The organism is Caballeronia sp. GACF4 (assembly GCF_023631025.1).
In the GTDB taxonomy this organism is placed as follows: Bacteria; Pseudomonadota; Gammaproteobacteria; order Burkholderiales; family Burkholderiaceae; genus Caballeronia.
Map to the genome: position 1 here is coordinate 49,662 of NZ_JALQDW010000034.1, position 16,641 is coordinate 66,302.

General features: G+C 57.4%; 11 protein-coding genes. 4 read left to right on the top strand and 7 right to left on the bottom strand.

The annotated features are described in order from the left end of the window. Position 1: 1 nt before the first annotated feature. Both NCR40_RS28185 and NCR40_RS28190 read right to left on the bottom strand, forming a co-directional pair. Positions 2–1,051, bottom strand: a complete 1,050-nt coding sequence (locus tag NCR40_RS28185; RefSeq protein ID WP_250467783.1) for a Dyp-type peroxidase — start codon at positions 1,049–1,051, stop codon at positions 2–4. 48 nt (positions 1,052–1,099) lie between these two features. Next, complete coding sequence (locus NCR40_RS28190; RefSeq protein ID WP_250467782.1) at positions 1,100–1,423, bottom strand: DUF6566 family protein; 324 nt, start codon at positions 1,421–1,423, stop codon at positions 1,100–1,102. A 406-nt stretch (positions 1,424–1,829) separates the two neighbouring features. Here NCR40_RS28190 and NCR40_RS28195 point away from each other — a divergent pair, with 406 nt between their 5' ends. After that, a complete protein-coding gene (locus NCR40_RS28195) occupies positions 1,830–1,970 on the top strand; it encodes a hypothetical protein (protein ID WP_250511392.1) in 141 nt (46 codons plus the stop codon). Between the two features lie 26 nt (positions 1,971–1,996). On the opposite strand, the gene NCR40_RS28200 is transcribed toward NCR40_RS28195, so the two are convergent. Both NCR40_RS28200 and NCR40_RS28205 read right to left on the bottom strand, forming a co-directional pair. Then, positions 1,997–3,616, bottom strand: a complete 1,620-nt coding sequence (locus tag NCR40_RS28200) for an NYN domain-containing protein (protein WP_250511393.1) — start codon at positions 3,614–3,616, stop codon at positions 1,997–1,999. Positions 3,617–3,661: 45 nt separating this feature from the next. Next, positions 3,662–5,071, bottom strand: coding sequence for a replication initiation protein (locus tag NCR40_RS28205; protein WP_250467778.1), 1,410 nt, complete (start codon positions 5,069–5,071; stop codon positions 3,662–3,664). Positions 5,072–5,706: 635 nt separating this feature from the next. Between NCR40_RS28205 and NCR40_RS28210 the strand changes: the two genes are divergently transcribed. Beyond that, positions 5,707–6,918 carry a ParA family protein gene (locus tag NCR40_RS28210; protein ID WP_244831060.1) on the top strand — a complete coding sequence of 404 codons (1,212 nt, stop codon included), beginning with the start codon at positions 5,707–5,709 and terminating at the stop codon, positions 6,916–6,918. After that, entirely contained in the window at positions 6,915–7,892 is a 978-nt protein-coding gene (locus tag NCR40_RS28215; RefSeq protein WP_244831059.1) for a ParB/RepB/Spo0J family partition protein, read from the top strand. Before NCR40_RS28210 ends, NCR40_RS28215 begins: the two co-directional genes overlap by 4 nt. A 3,355-nt stretch (positions 7,893–11,247) precedes the next feature. Here the strand turns inward: NCR40_RS28215 and NCR40_RS28220 are convergent. From NCR40_RS28220 to NCR40_RS28230, 3 genes are all read right to left on the bottom strand, one after another. Further along, positions 11,248–11,970, bottom strand: a complete 723-nt coding sequence (locus NCR40_RS28220) for an OmpW/AlkL family protein (RefSeq protein WP_370652291.1) — start codon at positions 11,968–11,970, stop codon at positions 11,248–11,250. A 102-nt stretch (positions 11,971–12,072) separates the two neighbouring features. Next, positions 12,073–12,807, bottom strand: a complete 735-nt coding sequence (locus NCR40_RS28225; protein WP_250511394.1) for an iron-containing redox enzyme family protein — start codon at positions 12,805–12,807, stop codon at positions 12,073–12,075. Between the two features lie 8 nt (positions 12,808–12,815). Next, entirely contained in the window at positions 12,816–15,194 is a 2,379-nt protein-coding gene (locus tag NCR40_RS28230; protein WP_250511395.1) for an EAL domain-containing protein, read from the bottom strand. 607 nt (positions 15,195–15,801) lie between these two features. On the opposite strand from NCR40_RS28230, the gene NCR40_RS31545 reads away from it, so the two are divergent. Next, the gene (locus tag NCR40_RS31545) at positions 15,802–16,491 is read left to right on the top strand and encodes an H-NS family nucleoid-associated regulatory protein (RefSeq protein ID WP_502801039.1); all 690 of its coding nucleotides are present in this window, start codon (positions 15,802–15,804) and stop codon (positions 16,489–16,491) included. Positions 16,492–16,641: the final 150 nt, after the last annotated feature.

Sequence of the window (16,641 nt, forward strand, 5' to 3'; positions counted from 1 at the left end):
GTCAGGACTGTCCTTTGAGTGAACCGATGTTCAGTGAGCCGTCCGCACGGCTCGGCGTTGCATCGGATGAAGACGACGATGACGATGCGGGCGCGGGTTGTGCGGCGGGATCGCGGTCGGCGAGTGCTTCGAGCAAGTCGGCCGACGGTACGAAGAACAAGCCGCCCGTGACGGCGTGACTGAAGTCGAGCAGCCGGTCGTAGTTGCCGGGCGGCCTGCCGACGAACATGTTCTCCATCATCTGCTCGGTGGGCGCGGGCGAACGCGCATAGCCGATGAAATACGTGCCGAATTCGCCCGCGCCGGGCCGTCCGAAGGCCATGTTGTGACGCAGGATTTTCACTTCCTGGCCGTTTTCATCGAGCGTGGTGAGCGAACTGTGCGAGCACGAGGGTTTCACCGCTGCGTCGAGTTCGATATCGGACAGCTTCTTGCGGCCGATGATCTTCTCCTGCTGTTCTACCGTCAGCGCGTTCCAAGCGGCCATTTTGTGCAGATACTTTTGCACGATCACATAGCTGCCGCCCGCAAATTCCGCATCTTCCTCACCGATGATCGCGAAGTGCTGCGCCGCGCGGCCCGATGGATTTTCGGTGCCATCCACGAAGCCGACCATATCGCGCAGATCGAAGTAACGGAAGCCGTGCACTTCATCGACGACAGTAACGGCATCGCCGAGTGCCTCGAGCATTTGCGCAGCAAGCTCGAAGCACAGGTCCATGTGGTCCGCGCGGATATGCAGCAGAATGTCGCCGGGCGTGGAAATGGCGCGCCGCTCGCCCGAACCGAACTCGCGGAACGGATGCAGCGCGGCCGGGCGTGGCGAGCCGAACAGCGAGTCCCAAATGTCGGAGCCGAAGCCGCACACGCAAGAGAGATTCGCGGTTGGAGCCCGCGTGCCAACTGCGCGGACCAGCGCGGCGATATCGCCGCACCAGGAGCGCACGGTGTCGCCGTGCTCGCGTCCGTGCGCCACCGTGGCGACGATAAAGATCGCGCTGCGCGAAATGGGGTTACAGACAGCTTGCGATTCCGGAATCTCGTTGGGCATCTGTTCTATTCGATTGCAAGGAATGATGTTGTCGTAGGCGAAGCGGCTTCAACCGACGCGCACCACGACCGCTCCGGGCCGATGCTCGAGTTCGTCGTTGAACCAGGTTTGCGCGCGCTCGCGCTCGGCTACGTCGGAGTGGGAAGGATCGTTGAGAAAGCGATGCCGGATGGTGCGACGCGCCCACTCTATGCCGTCGCGTAGCGCTTCTTCGACGGTGCGCCATTCCGGCTGCGTGGTCTGCGGCCATTCGTCGATGACGGACGCGCCATCGCGACGAACGTCGATATCCGCGACCCACGCTTCGCGCTCGTTGCGCTTGGCGCGTACGGAAATCTCGAACCCTGCATAAACGTCAACGGCTGACTCCATGGCTTCCTCCACTCGGCATACATGGACATAGTTTCGAAGTGCGTCGTGCCGCCGTCTTTTTCCTGTTGATGACGAAGCGGTGAACGAAATTCTAGATTACAACAAGTTCGTGAAAATGACGTTGAAACGTGCACTCGGTTTGTTGCCGCAGCCCTGTCGAAAATCATTGTACGGATGGACGCATGATTTATTATTTCGTCATCCGAATCAATTTGGCAGGGAGGAAGCCGCTTTCGATTCACGCTTTCATTGCGCGACCGGAATCCATCGCGCGTCACTTCGCGCTTGAAAGAGCCCTTCGTGTATCTCGACGATGAATGCGAACGTCAGTCTATTCGTCGTGTTCGTTGGCGGTGCGCGTCTCGTTGCGCAAGTGCCGCCCGAATAAAATCGGGGCGACAAAACGATGAAGCGTTTCGTCATTCGCCTCATCGTGCTCGCGGTGTTGATTGCGTTGCTTTCGATGAACTCGCGGCGCTTGCCGTCAGCGCTCATCGACTGGGCTTCGAGAGCGATTGAAGTGGTCATCGACGAAGTCGTGTGCTGAAACGACTCCGTCTCGACTGAGGTTGCTTACTGCTCGTCGGTTGGCGTGGTGGCTTTGCGCGACCGGCTCGTGCGTGACGTCGTTTTGCGCGCTTTTTTTGCGGGCTTCGGAATGTCGGTTGCATCGCCAGGCTGCACGAAAACGCCTGTATCCGAGGACGCGGCAGCGCTTTCGGCAGCGGCCTTCTTTGCAGCGGTCTTTCGCCCGCCGCGTCGGCTCGCTGAGGGCTTCTTCTCGGTGTGAGATGCAGCGGTGGGTTCCTGGCTGATCGGCGCGGCGGGTTCGTCGGTGACTTCAGACGCATCGTTATCACTCGATGCGCGACGCTGCGCGTCTCTTCGGCCATTACGCTTGCCCCGCCCGCGTGGATAGCCCGTGGGTTCGTCGGCCAGTGTGGACGCGTCGTTGTCAGGCGACGCTTGCACGCGCTCCGACGCGTCTTCGCGACTATCGTGATCGCCGGGTACGACTGCGTGGCCCGCAACTTCGAACGTGTCGTCGTCAGCCAAAGCGCGTGCGAATTCGGGCGCAGGACGCTGCGAGCCTCGGCGATCATTCCGCCTGCCACGTCCACGCGAATGGTGGCCCGAGGGTTCGTCGGCAGTTGCGAGCGCGTCGTTGTCGGCAGACTCTTGCGCGGGATATTGCGCGTCTTCGCGGGTATGCTCCGTGAATTCATCCACGACTTCGAATGTGTCGTCATCGGCCGAAGTTTGCACGGCCTCCGCAACGGCATGCTGCTTGTCCTTCCGGCCGCCACGCTTATCGCGTCGGCGCTGATTGCTCTGAGGCTCCGCCACCGCTTCTCCCTGCCCCGCATCCGCGCTCACCGTCTGGGCCGCACGAAAGACAAAAGAGCCGGACTTGTCATCGCGACCGACTTCCAGCAGACCGCGCGAACGCGCCTCGTCGAGCAGATTCCCAAACGCGCGAAAGCCATAGTGCGATTCGCTGAACCCCGGCTTGCGACGCTTAATCGCGCTCTTGAGCACCGACGCCCAAATCTTTTCGCCCTCGCCTCGCTCGGACACCAGCGCCTCGAAAGTCTCCACGGCGATCGCGACCGCCTGCGACTTGCGCGCGTCGGGCTCCTGCTTGGGCTGCCGGTCGGCATCGGCGGGACGCTTGGTTGCCACGTTCGCCTCGCGTTTGGCGAGCGCGCGCTGCTGCTCGCGCACGAGGTCGTCGTAGAAAATGAATTCGTCGCAATTGGCGACGAGCAAGTCGGAGGTCGAGTTTTTCACCCCCACGCCGATCACCTTCTTCGCGTTCTCGCGCAACTTCGAAACGAGGGGCGAGAAGTCCGAGTCGCCGCTGATGATGACGAACGTATCGACGTGCGACTTCGTGTAGCAAAGGTCGAGCGCATCGACGACGAGCCGGATATCGGCTGAATTCTTGCCCGACTGCCGCACGTGCGGAATCTCGATCAGCTCGAAACTTGCCTCGTGCATCGCGGACTTGAAGCCCTTGTAGCGATCCCAGTCGCAATAAGCCTTCTTCACGACGATGCTGCCTTTGAGGAGCAATCGTTCGAGCACGGGCTTGATGTCGAACTTTTCGTACTTCGCGTCGCGCACGCCGAGCGCGACGTTTTCGAAGTCGCAAAAGAGCGCCATGCTGACGCTATCCTGATTCGCGGGCATACAGCTTCCTGGTGAAACGCGGGAGCGCTGTCCCGCTGGCATCGGTCACGCTGGCTTCAAGCCCGCTCTGACCTTCTTCATCTTGTTGAAAACGTGCGAGCAAAATGCATCCGCGACCACGCGATTGACGGTGAGGATATTGTCGGCGCTCAGGGTTTCACGCGAGACGCCCTGCTTCTCGATGAGACGCTGCGGAATCAGTTGACTCACGAACGACTGACACAGTTCGCGCCGCAGCGGCGCATCGGCGGCTTCGAAAAACTCGCGGCCCGCCTTCGTCTCTTCGCCCATCTTTGCGCGGGCCGTGTCGTTCTGAGCCTGGATGCTGGCTTCGAGCTGCGCTTGCGCGTCGGTGTGATCGCGGCGCGTCTTCTTGTCGTCTTCGAGTTGCTTCGCCTTGATCGACGCCATCTTGCGATCCGCCTCGCCGATCCGGTAATTGCCCTCGAGCGCCTTGAACAGATAGCCGCGCGGACTGACCGTGACCTTGCCTTCGTTCAGCTTGAAACGCGTGTATTCGATAGCCTGCTGAAGACGCTCGTCTGTCCAGAGGTCACGGCGGCTCGCGAGGCGCTCGAAGTCGGGGGTGTCGAAGGCGAATTCGTTGTGGAGCACGAGATACATCGAGTCCTGAATGCCGGCTCGGGCTGCATCGGCGCCCTGCTTCTTCGTGAAGCGAAAGCGAATCTTCAGCTTGTCGCCCGATACGCGTTCCGCATTGGGTTCCCAGCTGACATCGAAATCAGATACTTCATTGAGCTGATCGATGGCGGGTTCGAGAAAGCGCTTCTTGAACTCCTTCACCTCTTTTCGCGATTCGCCGACCTTGCCGGGCCACTCGATCACTTCCGAGAACGGAAACCATTCGGTCACGCCGTGCCCTTCGCAGGGAATCAGACGGTCGTAGATGGCGCGCGCAAGCGACAATGAAAATGCCGTCGATGCGCGCAAGCTCAGCCAATGCGCTTTGTACGGGCTGATCAGGTACTTGATGACGCGCCCCGCCAGCAGAATGCAAACGACGTTGCGCTCGATATAGCAGTCGCCGAGCAGACTGATGGTGCCCCACGAATCCTTCTCGGTGAGTTCTTCGATAGACGGCGCCGTCATGATTTCGACCCGCGCCCGTGCCGCCGAGCGCATTTGCGCGATCAGGTGGCTATGGTTGCGGCTGTCGTAGCGCATCAGCCACTTGAAGTAGTTGATGTCGGCTGTGAAGGTGTAGACCTTGTCGTCGATCAGTTCATCGGGCGCCTTGGTGGCCACGATGAAGTAGGCGGCGTCCAGCACGCGGCGTGCGGCGATGCCGAGGCCACCGACCCGCGTGAAAATGTTGTTGCGCAGAAAGCCGATGTCCCTCGTGGACTCGCAAATAGCCGAGCCTTGCGAGGACATGTCTTCGTAGATGTCCAAGGCGAGTTGCTGCGGCGTAGCGGTGAGGTCCTGAGCTTGCATGCGTTTGGTTCGGTTCGATTCCCCGGCACTCTATCAGGCAACAAAGGCGTGTCAACACAAAAACCACCCCGGTTGCGAGCGAAGCGACCCGCACAAAAAGCACCCCGGCAGTCGGACGGCTTGCCCAATTTCCGACCCCCAGGCCACAATTTCCGCCCTGTCGTTCACATTTTCCGGCCTATCGCGCACAAAAACCGCCCTGTACAGCACAAAAAGCGTCCCTATCCACAGGGGTGATCTTTGATTCGAAACGGTTTTTCGGTCTCTGTTTGTAGGTTTGCGGGTTAAAGTTTACAAAAGAACATAACAAACCGGACTTCGAGGAAAATAGGAATCTTCGAATTTTGGTATATAAGTCCTTGAAATTATTGATTAAGTCGTGTCGCACAAAAAGCGACCCCGGGGTGGTTTTTGTGCAGCCGTTCTAAAGTGGACGATGTGTGCAGGCTTCATTGGTCAAGATTAGGCATTGGCGACAAAGTTTGACGCGTCTTCGGCCGCAATAAGTCGCTAATAAACAAGGAGTTAGTCCGTGTGTGTGTCTGTGTGCGACAGGCTCCGATCTTCGCTACAACCTTGTTTACGCGTTATCGTGTATTCTGCGCTTCGACATCAAAACAAGGAGGAAGCGCAGAATGGCCAACGTAGGCACCCTACCGATGGAAGACCGCAGGGTCACGCTTCGCGAAGTCGCGGAGTTCGCCGATAACCTCGAACCCTTCTCGGACAATCTTCGCGAACAGATCCTAGCGCCTCGTCCGCGTAAACTTGCGCCGTATTACACGATCGGCGAGCTTGCGGAGATGTGCAATCTAACGCGGCAGCAGATTCAGTATCTTGTGACCAAGGGCGAAGGTGGCTTGCCGCAAGGCACGCTCAATGGCAACGGCCGCAGCCGTACGTTCACGCTGCCCGAGGTTCGTCTGTGGGTGAAGATGGCGTCCGATATCTATCAGACTCGTCTCGCGGATGGCGAAAGCGATTTCCGAGGGAAAGTGCTGACGACTGCACAGCTCAAAGGCGGCTCTGCTAAGACGACGACGACTGTATGTCTTGCGCAGGCATTGACGCTGTTGGGACGTAAGGTACTGCTGGTTGACTTGGATCCGCAAGCATCGGCGTCCGAGCTTTGCGGACTCTACGCCGAGAAGGAAATCTCCGGAGACGACACCGTGCTCCCCTACATATATGACCAGAATGTCGAAGGCGGTCTGGGCGCGAGCGTTCAGTCGACCTATTGGGATGGACTCGACATCATTCCAGGTCACACGTTTCTCTATGGCGCGGAGTTCTTGCTTCCTGCACGTCAGAAGACGATCCAGGGATATCGCTTCTGGGCGGTTCTCCGTGAAGGTCTTGAGCCTTTGAAGGCGCAGTATGACTACATACTGATCGATACGTCGCCGTCGCTCTCGTATATGAATCTGAACGCGTTGCTCGCAGCGGATGCGCTTGTCATGCCGATGATTCCCGAGAACCTCGACTTCATCAGTTCGCTCGCATTTTGGCGTCTGTTCTCGGATGTCGCGGAAGACTTTCTGCCCTATGAGGAAGACAAGGTCTATGACTTCATTTCGATCTTGTTGTCCAAGGTCGATTACGGGAAGACGTCTTCAGCTCCGGTCGTTCGTCAGTGGGCACAGAGTGCGTATGGACGGTGGCTCGATCCTTTCGAGATCCCGGCAAGTTCTGTCATGAGTGGAGGAGCTTTGTCCTTTTCGACTGCGCTCGATGTAGTGAGCACGCACTCGATCGCCAAGTCGCTTCAGCGTGTTCGTCAGCCGATGATGCAGTATGCCAAGTGGCTAGATGACATGTTCGTCAAATCCTGGAAGGAGTCGGCATGAGCAATAACATCAGAGAACAACTCATGGCCAAGACGGCCAACTTGCCGAAGCCGGCAGACTTCAAAGGCGAGACGAAGAAGGACAAGTCGGCGCGCGGTCCGCAAACCATGCCGGGAATTACGAGTGCCTTGGCCGCGGCCCAACTTCGGATTCAGGAGTTGGAGGGGAAGGGCGTCGAGACTGAGATTCCGGTGAGTGAGATCGTACCGAATCCCTGGCAGCCTCGACGGCAGTTCAACGAAGCCAAGCTCTCGGAGCTAGCACGTTCGATTGATGAGGTCGGCTTGCTGCAGGCTGTTACCGTCCGTCGTTTGGGTGATGGGTTTCAGTTGGTTGCGGGCGAGCGGCGGCTTCGCGCCCATAAGCTGATCAATCGCGAGAACATCAGGGCGGTGGTGATCGAGTGTTCGGATCAAGACATGGCGGCGCTTGCGCTGATGGAAAATGTCACGCGAGATGATCTTTCCGATTATGAGATTGCAATTTCGATTCGACGGGCTGAAGCAGAGTTTCCTAATCGAACCCGACTCGCGCAAGCGATGGGTATCTCGCGTAGCGACCTATATCGTTTTTTGGCCTATGACGATCTGCCGGATTTTGTGAAGCGTGACCTTGATTTGAATCCGGCGGTGTTGGGTGCTTCATCGGCACAAGATACGGTTAATGCGCTCAAGAAGACCGGTGAATCTGGAGTGCGGGCCCTCGAAGAGTTGTGGCCGCAGGTTGTGTCGGGTGATCTAGTTCAAACAAAGCTCGCGGCTAGTTTGAGCGCGCAGGCGGGACAGCGTGGTTCTTCTACGGATGCCGGCGGAAGAAGTATTTTAAAGATTTTCGCGGGGAAGGTTCAGGCTGGAAGCATTACCAAAGACGTGAAGGGACTTACGTTTAAGTTCAAGTCTGGTGTGATGACCGAGGAACAGGAAAGTCAGCTTAGAGAACATATTGGGAAAATGTTTTCGATTCGGTCGGAGTGATGTTTGAAGACTCTTAACCCGCCGCTGGCGGGTTTTTTTGCGCGAGCCATCCCGAAGTCGCATCGAAGTGTCCGAATTCGGACAGTGTTCGGAATACGCGTGCGCACTTCAGCGTACGAAGACATTTTTTGCAAGCGGGTCACACTCGGTCGGGTGCGGCGACTTTCGCTTCGCATCTCATGTGCTTCTTGCGCATTGTCGACGCGTTAGAGTCCAGAGGTTCTAACAATTTCTCGCGATGAGTGCGGAAAGGTTACTCGACGTTGTGCGATGAATGTACAAGCGAGATAGATCTCTCTGTTTCCGCGCGACAGAATATTTCGACAGATGCTACCGGCTTTGCGAGTATTAGCGTGGCGCCTGCCCGTGGTCCCCTTCGCTACCCTGCCGGCGTCGATGCGGACACTCGCAAACACTCTGCTATCCAACAATACTTAAGTAAATTCGAGTTAAAGAGACCTTCGCACCACCGGTACAACGCTCCGTTTCGGTGGTACGAAGCAATAACTAATGAGCCACTCTAGCGAGCGCTTTAGTTAACATACAACGCACGCCTCCCACCTTGCCCGCGCTTCTTATGGCTGTCCGAATTCGGACAGTCTCGTCCGCGAACGAATTTTGCAGATCGAGACACACGTGCGAGTCCACGATCACGCGCCTTTGCGAAGACACATTTACGGTGCAGGACGGATGACGCCTCGCTCGCATTCTCGCAGCATTTGACATTGCGTGTCTGCATAGCTTTAGGCGATAGCGCTCGGAACGTTATGGAGTGCAGTTGTACGCCGAAAAACCCGCACTAGACGCCAGGATCGAGTGTAGCGGTCTCAAGGCGCCGGACGCTGGGTGTCCGAATTCGGACAAGTAGCAAGAGAAGTTGATACGCCTGACTTTGAGGCATCTGCAACGCATGAACGGACGCAGCAAAATGGCGCGATGCCGACCTATTCGGGGGACTCAGCGTCCGAATTCGGACACGCGAACATGGGCTTGTAGGGTTCTTTCGTCCAAGAGGCATGCATGGTCATCTTCTTGCGCGACTTTGACGATGGCTTTCCTGATGCTCGCACATTCTTCCCGAGTTTCGACGGCTATTAATCACCGGATCGCGCACGCGAAACAACAGGTGACTCACGCAATCCAGTGCATGTCACGGCATATGAAATCACGGCGCTGCTCAGGGTTCGTTCAGTGAGGCTGATGGGCATGCGTCGGCCTGGCTTTCATCTCGCGCTAGCGTCGCGGCTATCGCCGGCCGATAAACAGTAAGGCAGCAAAACTTTCTATGGTCAGATTGTTGCTCATTCGCGCGGCGGTAATTCCCCATCCGCGTTTAAGATCGCGTTCCTTGATCGCCGCTGCTTTTTTCGAGTACATGAGGCAGTGCGGTCGGATATATGTCGCTGACAAATGCTGCATAAGTGCTTTGGACCCCCCAGTGCCGTCTGAGTGCTCCCATCTCCCGAAAGCAGTTGGTCGTCCTGGCCGCAGAAACTTAACCATCGATCAAAACCGTGCCGTTATTGCCGTGGACCCAGTGATCTGCTGAAACGAGATGCAGTGCTCCAACTCAATAAAAAACGATTACGGCCCTTTGGGGGCAGGCGTCCGCGATGGCGTTTGCGAGTCCCGTCTGATCGATACGTGATACAGAAGAGCGCATCTAAAGTCGATGATGTATGCGTCGCAACACGTGGGACGACTGCTCCTCCAAAGGGGAGTACGGATATTCAAGCGAGTGGAATGCTCGGACTTACTTCGGCGATGTGTAAGTGACTGGACATTTAACTCAAGCGCTGCGTTGGAGACCAATTTCCCCGGCGCTGAATACGTCGAACCGTGTTCGAACGCAAGCTCCAGGCGCGCTCTCTGTCCCCTCCAGCTGGCCAAAAGCGAAAGAAGTCCGGACGTGCAATCGCAACTATGTGCATAACCGCAATATCGACGTTATCTGCGTAAATCTAAGTCAACGACGCAATTCGCCGCCCGATTTGAGTAGCGCTCGAGAAGAGGGGAGGGGCGGCAAAGAGCAGGCGCATCTGGTTGGCTGGGTTTGAGTGTCTTTAACCTCCACGCCCCTCGCCGAATAAGGCAGGTAAGAAACACTAGGAATGGACTCACCTGCATGCGCACCAGCATTGACATGCACGCCTACTTCCATGGCGCTAGCCTAGACGGCACCTCAGGTATGCCGCAACATGGCGGCGGGGGCCATGAATGCTTCAGCGCATCAGAGAGACGAAATACCGCTGCACCTTCGTGGAACAGCAAGGCGGAAAGCGACTGGCGGATTCAGCATTCGATGACAGATGGCAGTCGGCGGCTTTGCGCCGAGTCGCCGGCTACGTTTGCACAGCTTCGCATATCGTTGTAACGCTGCTGGGGAAGCGCGCGACGCATGCCACATTTGCTGAGTCTGTAATGGCCAATCCATGGTGGGAAAAAACGGAGCCAGACGTTGTTTAGTTGGCGACCAAGGCACGGTCCTGCAAAGGAAGAAAGACCTTTAATTAAGGCCTGGTTCAATTGATCGACCGAGCGATGCCAGATGGTGGCTCATATCGCGGAGTGCCGTTGAAAGCGTAGTCGCGTTATACAACGATAATTAAAACGCAGGCGTTACGAACTCCACGTAGCGGAGACTGCCGAAGAGCGTCGAGGCCGATTCAGCTCTCGACGATTGAACAGCATTGCAACCCAAGAATCGCATGAAGAAATGTTGCGTTATCGTGCATCTCCAAGAGCGAATCGATCGCTGGCGTGAAACAATCTCCTTGCATCATAAATCCAATTTATCTCTTTTAAATCAAATAGTTATGTGTATAAATGCAAGTTGTTTCACGCAACTAAGCAGCCTTTGGCCGGTCAGAACTAGCCGACTTGGCAAAACCTGAACGGAAAACAACATGCAAGCGCTTGATTTCAGTTCGACGTATCAAACAATACGCTTTTCGTATTTAAGTTTGAGAGTGCGCAAGACGCCTCATATAAGCTCCGACGCAAATTAGCAACCGCTGATCGGCGAACCAACACATCTGCGGTTCAGCAAAAACAATCAAAACTCTCGCCGACTCGCGCCTCGGTGCTTCGGAAAGTTGGACACCAACAGCGACACACGCATCGGGTTTATTCAAAAAGTTCGTCGCAATACAAAGCCCTCGCGCGACGCTGATAAACCGCCGCTCACACCCAAGCACCCACCGAACCCAATCTGACCCACGAAGAATCAAAAGTCCCTAACCAAAGCGACCATCATAACCACGAACAGCAACAACGCACTCACCCCGTCGCCAAATCGCCACCCGCGCATACGTCATCAACCAACACGACATCAAATACGACAAACAACAACCCATCAAAACCGATACCCCACCGAAAGAAACGTCACGATCGGATCGAGCTTGATCTTCGATTCACTCCGCACCGTCCCCACCGCTGAATTCGTCGTCAACGTCGCTCGTGCCGACAGCCACATATAAGACACCGAAAACGCCGCCGACCAATGCTGCGTGAAGTTATAGGCAAAGCCCGCATTCACCACTGGCGCAAACGAACTGCTGATGTGCGCCGTCGTCGGTCCAGTCAGCGCGGTTCCAAATTGCGGCGAGTAAAGAAACGCGCCATTTGACATCGCCGAACTGAGCTTTACATCCGAGAACCATACATAAGACGCGCCCGCGCCGACATAAGGCCGGAATTTGCTCTGCGCGCTCATGAAGTAGTACTTCAGCAAGAGGGTAGGACTCCACTCGCGCGCCGTGCCGAGTTCGCCCAGGCGTCCGAGGGTGCCCTTGCCATCGAGATGAAATTTCGGCGCCACGCCGGCGATTCCCTCGACCGCAATGTGATCGGTGAAGAAGTAAGCCGCCGTGAGTCCGAGCGTGTCCGAGTTACTGACGGAAGCGCCCGCGCCCGGTGATGTCATCGATTGTCCGAGCGCCGAGATGTTGAACGGATCGCTAGAATCCTGCGGCGCAAAGTGCATCCAGCCGGCGTTGAGCTGAATATCCCCGGCGGCCTGTGCGTGTGCACCCGTCGCGCAAAGCGCCGCCATTGCCGCACATGCCATCAATTTGATCTTCATTCTGCTGTTCCAGATTCGGTTCGGATTACGGCCGAGCGCATCCGAACCGCTCAGGCAGCGCCTGCGGAACCGGAGCACCACAAAGGAAAGCAAGCCTCAAAAACAGCAGTCGAGGCTCACCTTGAAATACTCGTAACTCATCTCGATGCTGCGCTTGACCGCATGCACTTCATCGACGCCCGGCGCATTGCCGAGCAACGTCGCCACGATCTCCAGCGCTTCCCACGGATGCGCATCGTCGTAATGGGCGTGCAGGCTGAGCCAGCGCATCGCCTTGCGACGCATCGACGGCGCAAGGCTCATCGCGTAGGTATCGGTGCTGCAAACCAGCGTGGACCATTCGCCCGTGACGCCTTCGATAGCGAAATTCGTCGCGGCGATGCTCGCAGCCAGCGCATCCGTGCTGCTGCTTTTCCAGCACCAGTGGCTGAGCGCATAAGCGAGCGACGGGCCATTGCCCTTCATCAACGCGCGCTTGCTGACATCGTGAGCCGCGGCCCAATCGACCCAGTAATCCGCATGGTTTTGCTCGACGCGAATGTTGCGCGTCAGATAGCGACGCGCCAGATCTTCGCCGCGCGAATGTCCATAGCGCAACTTCTGCAGATTCATCGCCATGTATTGCGGAAACTGCTCGACGACCGGCCAGCCGTTCACGAGGAACGCTTCGGCCTGACGCGGTTCAAGACGCGCTTCACGCATCGCCGCGAAAATGGGATGGTCGACGACCCGTTGCTTGGCCGCATGTGTTTCAGCCAGAACATCCGCGAGCCATGCCGGATAGCTGGCAATGTCCTTGAGGTCACCAACCCGCTGAAAAGTGGGATCCAAAACTCCTCCTAGTTGATCGCAAGGAACTCGACGTTCTGCGCCCAGAGAGCCGGGCGGCCGACGTGAAAGCCCTGAACGAAATCGACGCCCATCGCGGCGAGTGCGCGCAAGATCGCTTCGCTCTCGACGTATTCCGCAATGGTCAAGCGTCCCATCGAATGGCCGATATCGTTGATTGCCGCCACCATGTCTCGGTTAACGGCATCCTTCAACATGTCCTTAATGAATCCTCCGTCGATCTTGATGTAGTCGACCGGAAGATGCTTCAAATAACCGAACGAGGACATGCCCGCGCCGAAGTCGTCGAGCGAGAACTTGCAGCCGCGGCTCTTGAGTTCGCGGATAAAACGCGCGGCCGTCGCGAGGTTGGCCACGGCCGTCGTTTCCGTCACTTCGAAGCAGATCGACGAAGGCGCGATATGGCTGACCGCGAACTGATCGTTCAAGAACTGCAGGAAGCGCTCGTCGCCAATGGAGGCGCCCGAAAGATTGATCGCGTACTGCACGCCCTCGTGATTTCCGGTCTTCGCGAGCACCGCGAACACGGCGCGCACGACCCATCGATCGATGGCGGACATGAGGCCATAACGCTCGGCGGCCGGCATGAAGAAGTTCGGCGGAATGATCTTGCCGCCTTCGCCCACCATGCGCAGCAGCACTTCCACATGCCGTGGATGCGACTCGCAGTGCTCGGGCGCAATCGCCCGAATCTCTTGCGCGTAGAGGCAAAAGCGATTGTTGGCGAGCGCGTCCTTGATGCGCCCGCACCACGACATCGCGCTTGCATGGCGCGTGAGTTCCGCGTCGCCGCGCAGCGCGAGATGAACGCGATCGCGTCCGCGTTCCTTCGCGAGATAGCAGGCAATATCGCCGAAGCGCATGGCGGTTTCGACATCGAGTCCCTTGAGATCGACGAGGCCGATGCTCACGCTCGTCGATAACGTGTGCGTCTCGCACGACCACTCGAAAGCGGCTATTTCGCTGCGCAGACGTTCGGCGATCTGCAAGGCGTGGTTTTCGTGGCAGTCGAACATGAGCGCGGCGAATTCGTCGCCGCCCAGACGCGCGAGCGAATCTTCGTCGCGCAGACATTTTTTGATGAGCGCGGCCACTTCGCGCAGCATGGTGTCGCCGGCTGCGTGACCGTAGGTGTCGTTGACGACTTTGAACTGATCGAGATCGAGCATCATCAGCATGCAGGCGCGTTCGGTTGCGCTGTCCGCTTGCGGATCGAGCGATGCCGCGAGACGCCGTTCGAATTCCGTGCGGTTGAGCAGCCCCGTCAAGCCATCGTGCGATGCCTGCCATGAAAGGCTCGACACATACTCGCGCTCGCGCGTCATGTTGCGCAAGAGCAGCACGACGCCGGTGATCGTTTCGGACGTATCGTGCACGAGCGACGTAATGGCCTGCACGACGGTTTCGACGCCATGCACGTTAGTCAGAATGAGATCGCCGCCCGGTTCCTCGCGATCCGCGCCGCGCAGCGCCTTCTCGATGAGATCGACAGGCCGTCTGTCCCATTCCCTGACGATGGTTACGAGATCCGTGAGCGGGCGCTTCACGCAAGCGGCGGCCTCGCGGCAAAGCAGGCGTTCGGCGGCGGGATTGATGAACTCGACCAGTCCCATCGGGCCGACTGAAATGACCGCTTCGCCAATCGACCCGAGTGTCGCTTTTGCGCGCGCCTCGCTTCGACGCAAGGCGTTTTCGGTGGCGATGCGTCCGGTGATGAAGCGCCGCGCGTACCACACCGACAGCGACACGAGAATGACGGCGACGAGCAAATTCAAGACGAACAAAAGCAGCGCGGTTTGCCGAAACGCGGCGCCGAGAACATCGGCGAAAGCGCGCGAGATTGGCGCGATGGACGCGTTGATGTTCCACACTTCGCCCGTCAAATAGTCCACTTCATTGCGCGCCGAAACGCCCGCCGCCTTTGCCGTGCGCAACTCGCGCGCGGCGACGGTCAACCGTTCGACGTAAAGATCGCCGCTCGTCCAGTAGCCGACGGCCTGCTCGAAGTAACTCGCGCGGCGAAACGTGCGAAAGACCCAGATCACCGAACCGACATCCGCGGGATAGACGCCGCTTTCGAGCAGCGCGGCGCGCGCCGTTTCGACATCGGGGTGAGCACGGTCGAGCGCGAGCCGCGCGCGCTTCAAATTGAGCGGGATTGCAATCGAGCTTTCATATTGCCGATATGCCTCTTCGTCGCCCGTTTGCGCGTAGCGGATGAGATAGAACACGGCGTCTTTCTGGCCTTTCGACCAAGTGCTTTCGCCGCCGATATACGCGCGCACCGACGACATGATCGAAAGGCTCGTCGCCACGAGCGTGAGCAACGAGACCACCACGGCCACGAAGGGCCATGTCGTTCTGAACAACTGTCGATTGGTTCGGGAGGCCGCAGGCATATCGAGCCTTTCTTTTCCGTTTCATTCCGGGGTGGGGCGATGCAGGTCCTGCCGCATGGCAGCCTACTTGACCTCCGGCTAAGACTTTCTGCGCAGGAAAAGTCCTGTCGCTTCGAGTACTAACGGCACTTTCGGCGCAGAGTTGAGGCTCTATTTCGCAAGAAGCATGAATGGGAATAATAGCCGCGAAGCTGGCGGTTTTTTAATTCGTCAGAAGAAATAGTGGCGACCGTTTTATCAGGCGGTAAGCCTTGCGAGGCGCGTCGTCCACGAGTGCGCGCTAAAAAATGCTTCGTCCTCTTTAGCGAAAACACGCTTTGGTTCGCGTAGTGTTCACGTAAGCGAATCTTTATATGCGTGACGGGCAAGCTTAAAGTCCGGCGCCGCGTCATGGACTTTATGAAGCAAGCTTTTATGCGTCCCGATTTGATGGCATAGTTCAGCACAAACATTCCAAAGGAACTGCGCCATGACGACCATCAAGCAGATTCAATCGAGAATACAAAAGCTGCAAAAGCAGGCCGATGCCATCATCGCAAAGCAGGCGCAGAAGGTGGTCGACCAGATTCGCAATCTCATGCTCGAGCATGGGCTCACTACGTCCGACATTGAAAACGCCGCGCGCAAACGCAGACAGGGCACGGCGCTCGCATCGAAGGACACGGGCGATCAAACCGGGTCGGCTGGCAATAGCAAAGTCGCGGTCAAATATCGCAATCCGAAAACCGGCGAAACATGGAGCGGCCGCGCAAGACCGCCGAAATGGATTGCGAGCGTGAAGAATCGCAGCAAATTTCTGATCGATAAAAGCGAGGCTTTAGCGAGCAGTGTCGTCAAGACGGGCGCCAAAAAGCGCGCTTCCAGCAAAAACGCAGGCGTCGCGCAATATAGAGATCCCGAGAGCGGCGCGACTTGGACCGGACATGGCCGCGCACCTGGCTGGATCGCAAGCGCAAGCGATCGTTCTGTTTATCTAATCGGCAAAGCGGCTAAGACTGCTAAAAAAGCCGTGGAAAAGAAAGCGGCCGTCAAGAAAACCGCAGCAAAGAAAGCGGCTGTTAAAAAAACCGCCGTAAAGAAAACAGCGGCAAAGAAAACAGCGGCAAAGAAAACCAAAGCCAACGCGGCAAGCAAGGCGCCGACCGCGACAAAGCGCGTCGCGGTACCGCGAAAGAAATCGGCCGCGAGCAAACCGACTGGCGCGCTCGATCCGCAAAACGGCGCCGCATCGTCCACGCCCGAGAGCAACCAGGCGTCCGCGGCCTGAAGTCAACGAGCATCGCTGTCGCGCAATAGCGGCGCGTTGTCACTAAAGAACTGAAATTGTTTGCCGATAAGCAGTGCTGGTGCTGCATCGGCAAATTGCGTCGCAACACCGCAGCCGATCCGGTCCAACAACAACACAAACACAACGAGC

Excerpts from the sequence above, each read along its gene's own strand:
- NCR40_RS28185 (WP_250467783.1), bottom strand. The coding sequence starts at position 1,051 with ATGCCCAACGAGATTCCGGAATCGCAAGCTGTCTGTAACCCCATTTCG.
- NCR40_RS28190 (WP_250467782.1), bottom strand. The coding sequence starts at position 1,423 with ATGGAGTCAGCCGTTGACGTTTATGCAGGGTTCGAGATTTCCGTACGC.
- NCR40_RS28195 (WP_250511392.1), top strand. The coding sequence starts at position 1,830 with ATGAAGCGTTTCGTCATTCGCCTCATCGTGCTCGCGGTGTTGATTGCG.
- NCR40_RS28200 (WP_250511393.1), bottom strand. The coding sequence starts at position 3,616 with ATGCCCGCGAATCAGGATAGCGTCAGCATGGCGCTCTTTTGCGACTTC.
- NCR40_RS28205 (WP_250467778.1), bottom strand. The coding sequence starts at position 5,071 with ATGCAAGCTCAGGACCTCACCGCTACGCCGCAGCAACTCGCCTTGGAC.
- NCR40_RS28210 (WP_244831060.1), top strand. The coding sequence starts at position 5,707 with ATGGCCAACGTAGGCACCCTACCGATGGAAGACCGCAGGGTCACGCTT.
- NCR40_RS28215 (WP_244831059.1), top strand. The coding sequence starts at position 6,915 with ATGAGCAATAACATCAGAGAACAACTCATGGCCAAGACGGCCAACTTG.
- NCR40_RS31545 (WP_502801039.1), top strand. The coding sequence starts at position 15,802 with ATGCTCGAGCATGGGCTCACTACGTCCGACATTGAAAACGCCGCGCGC.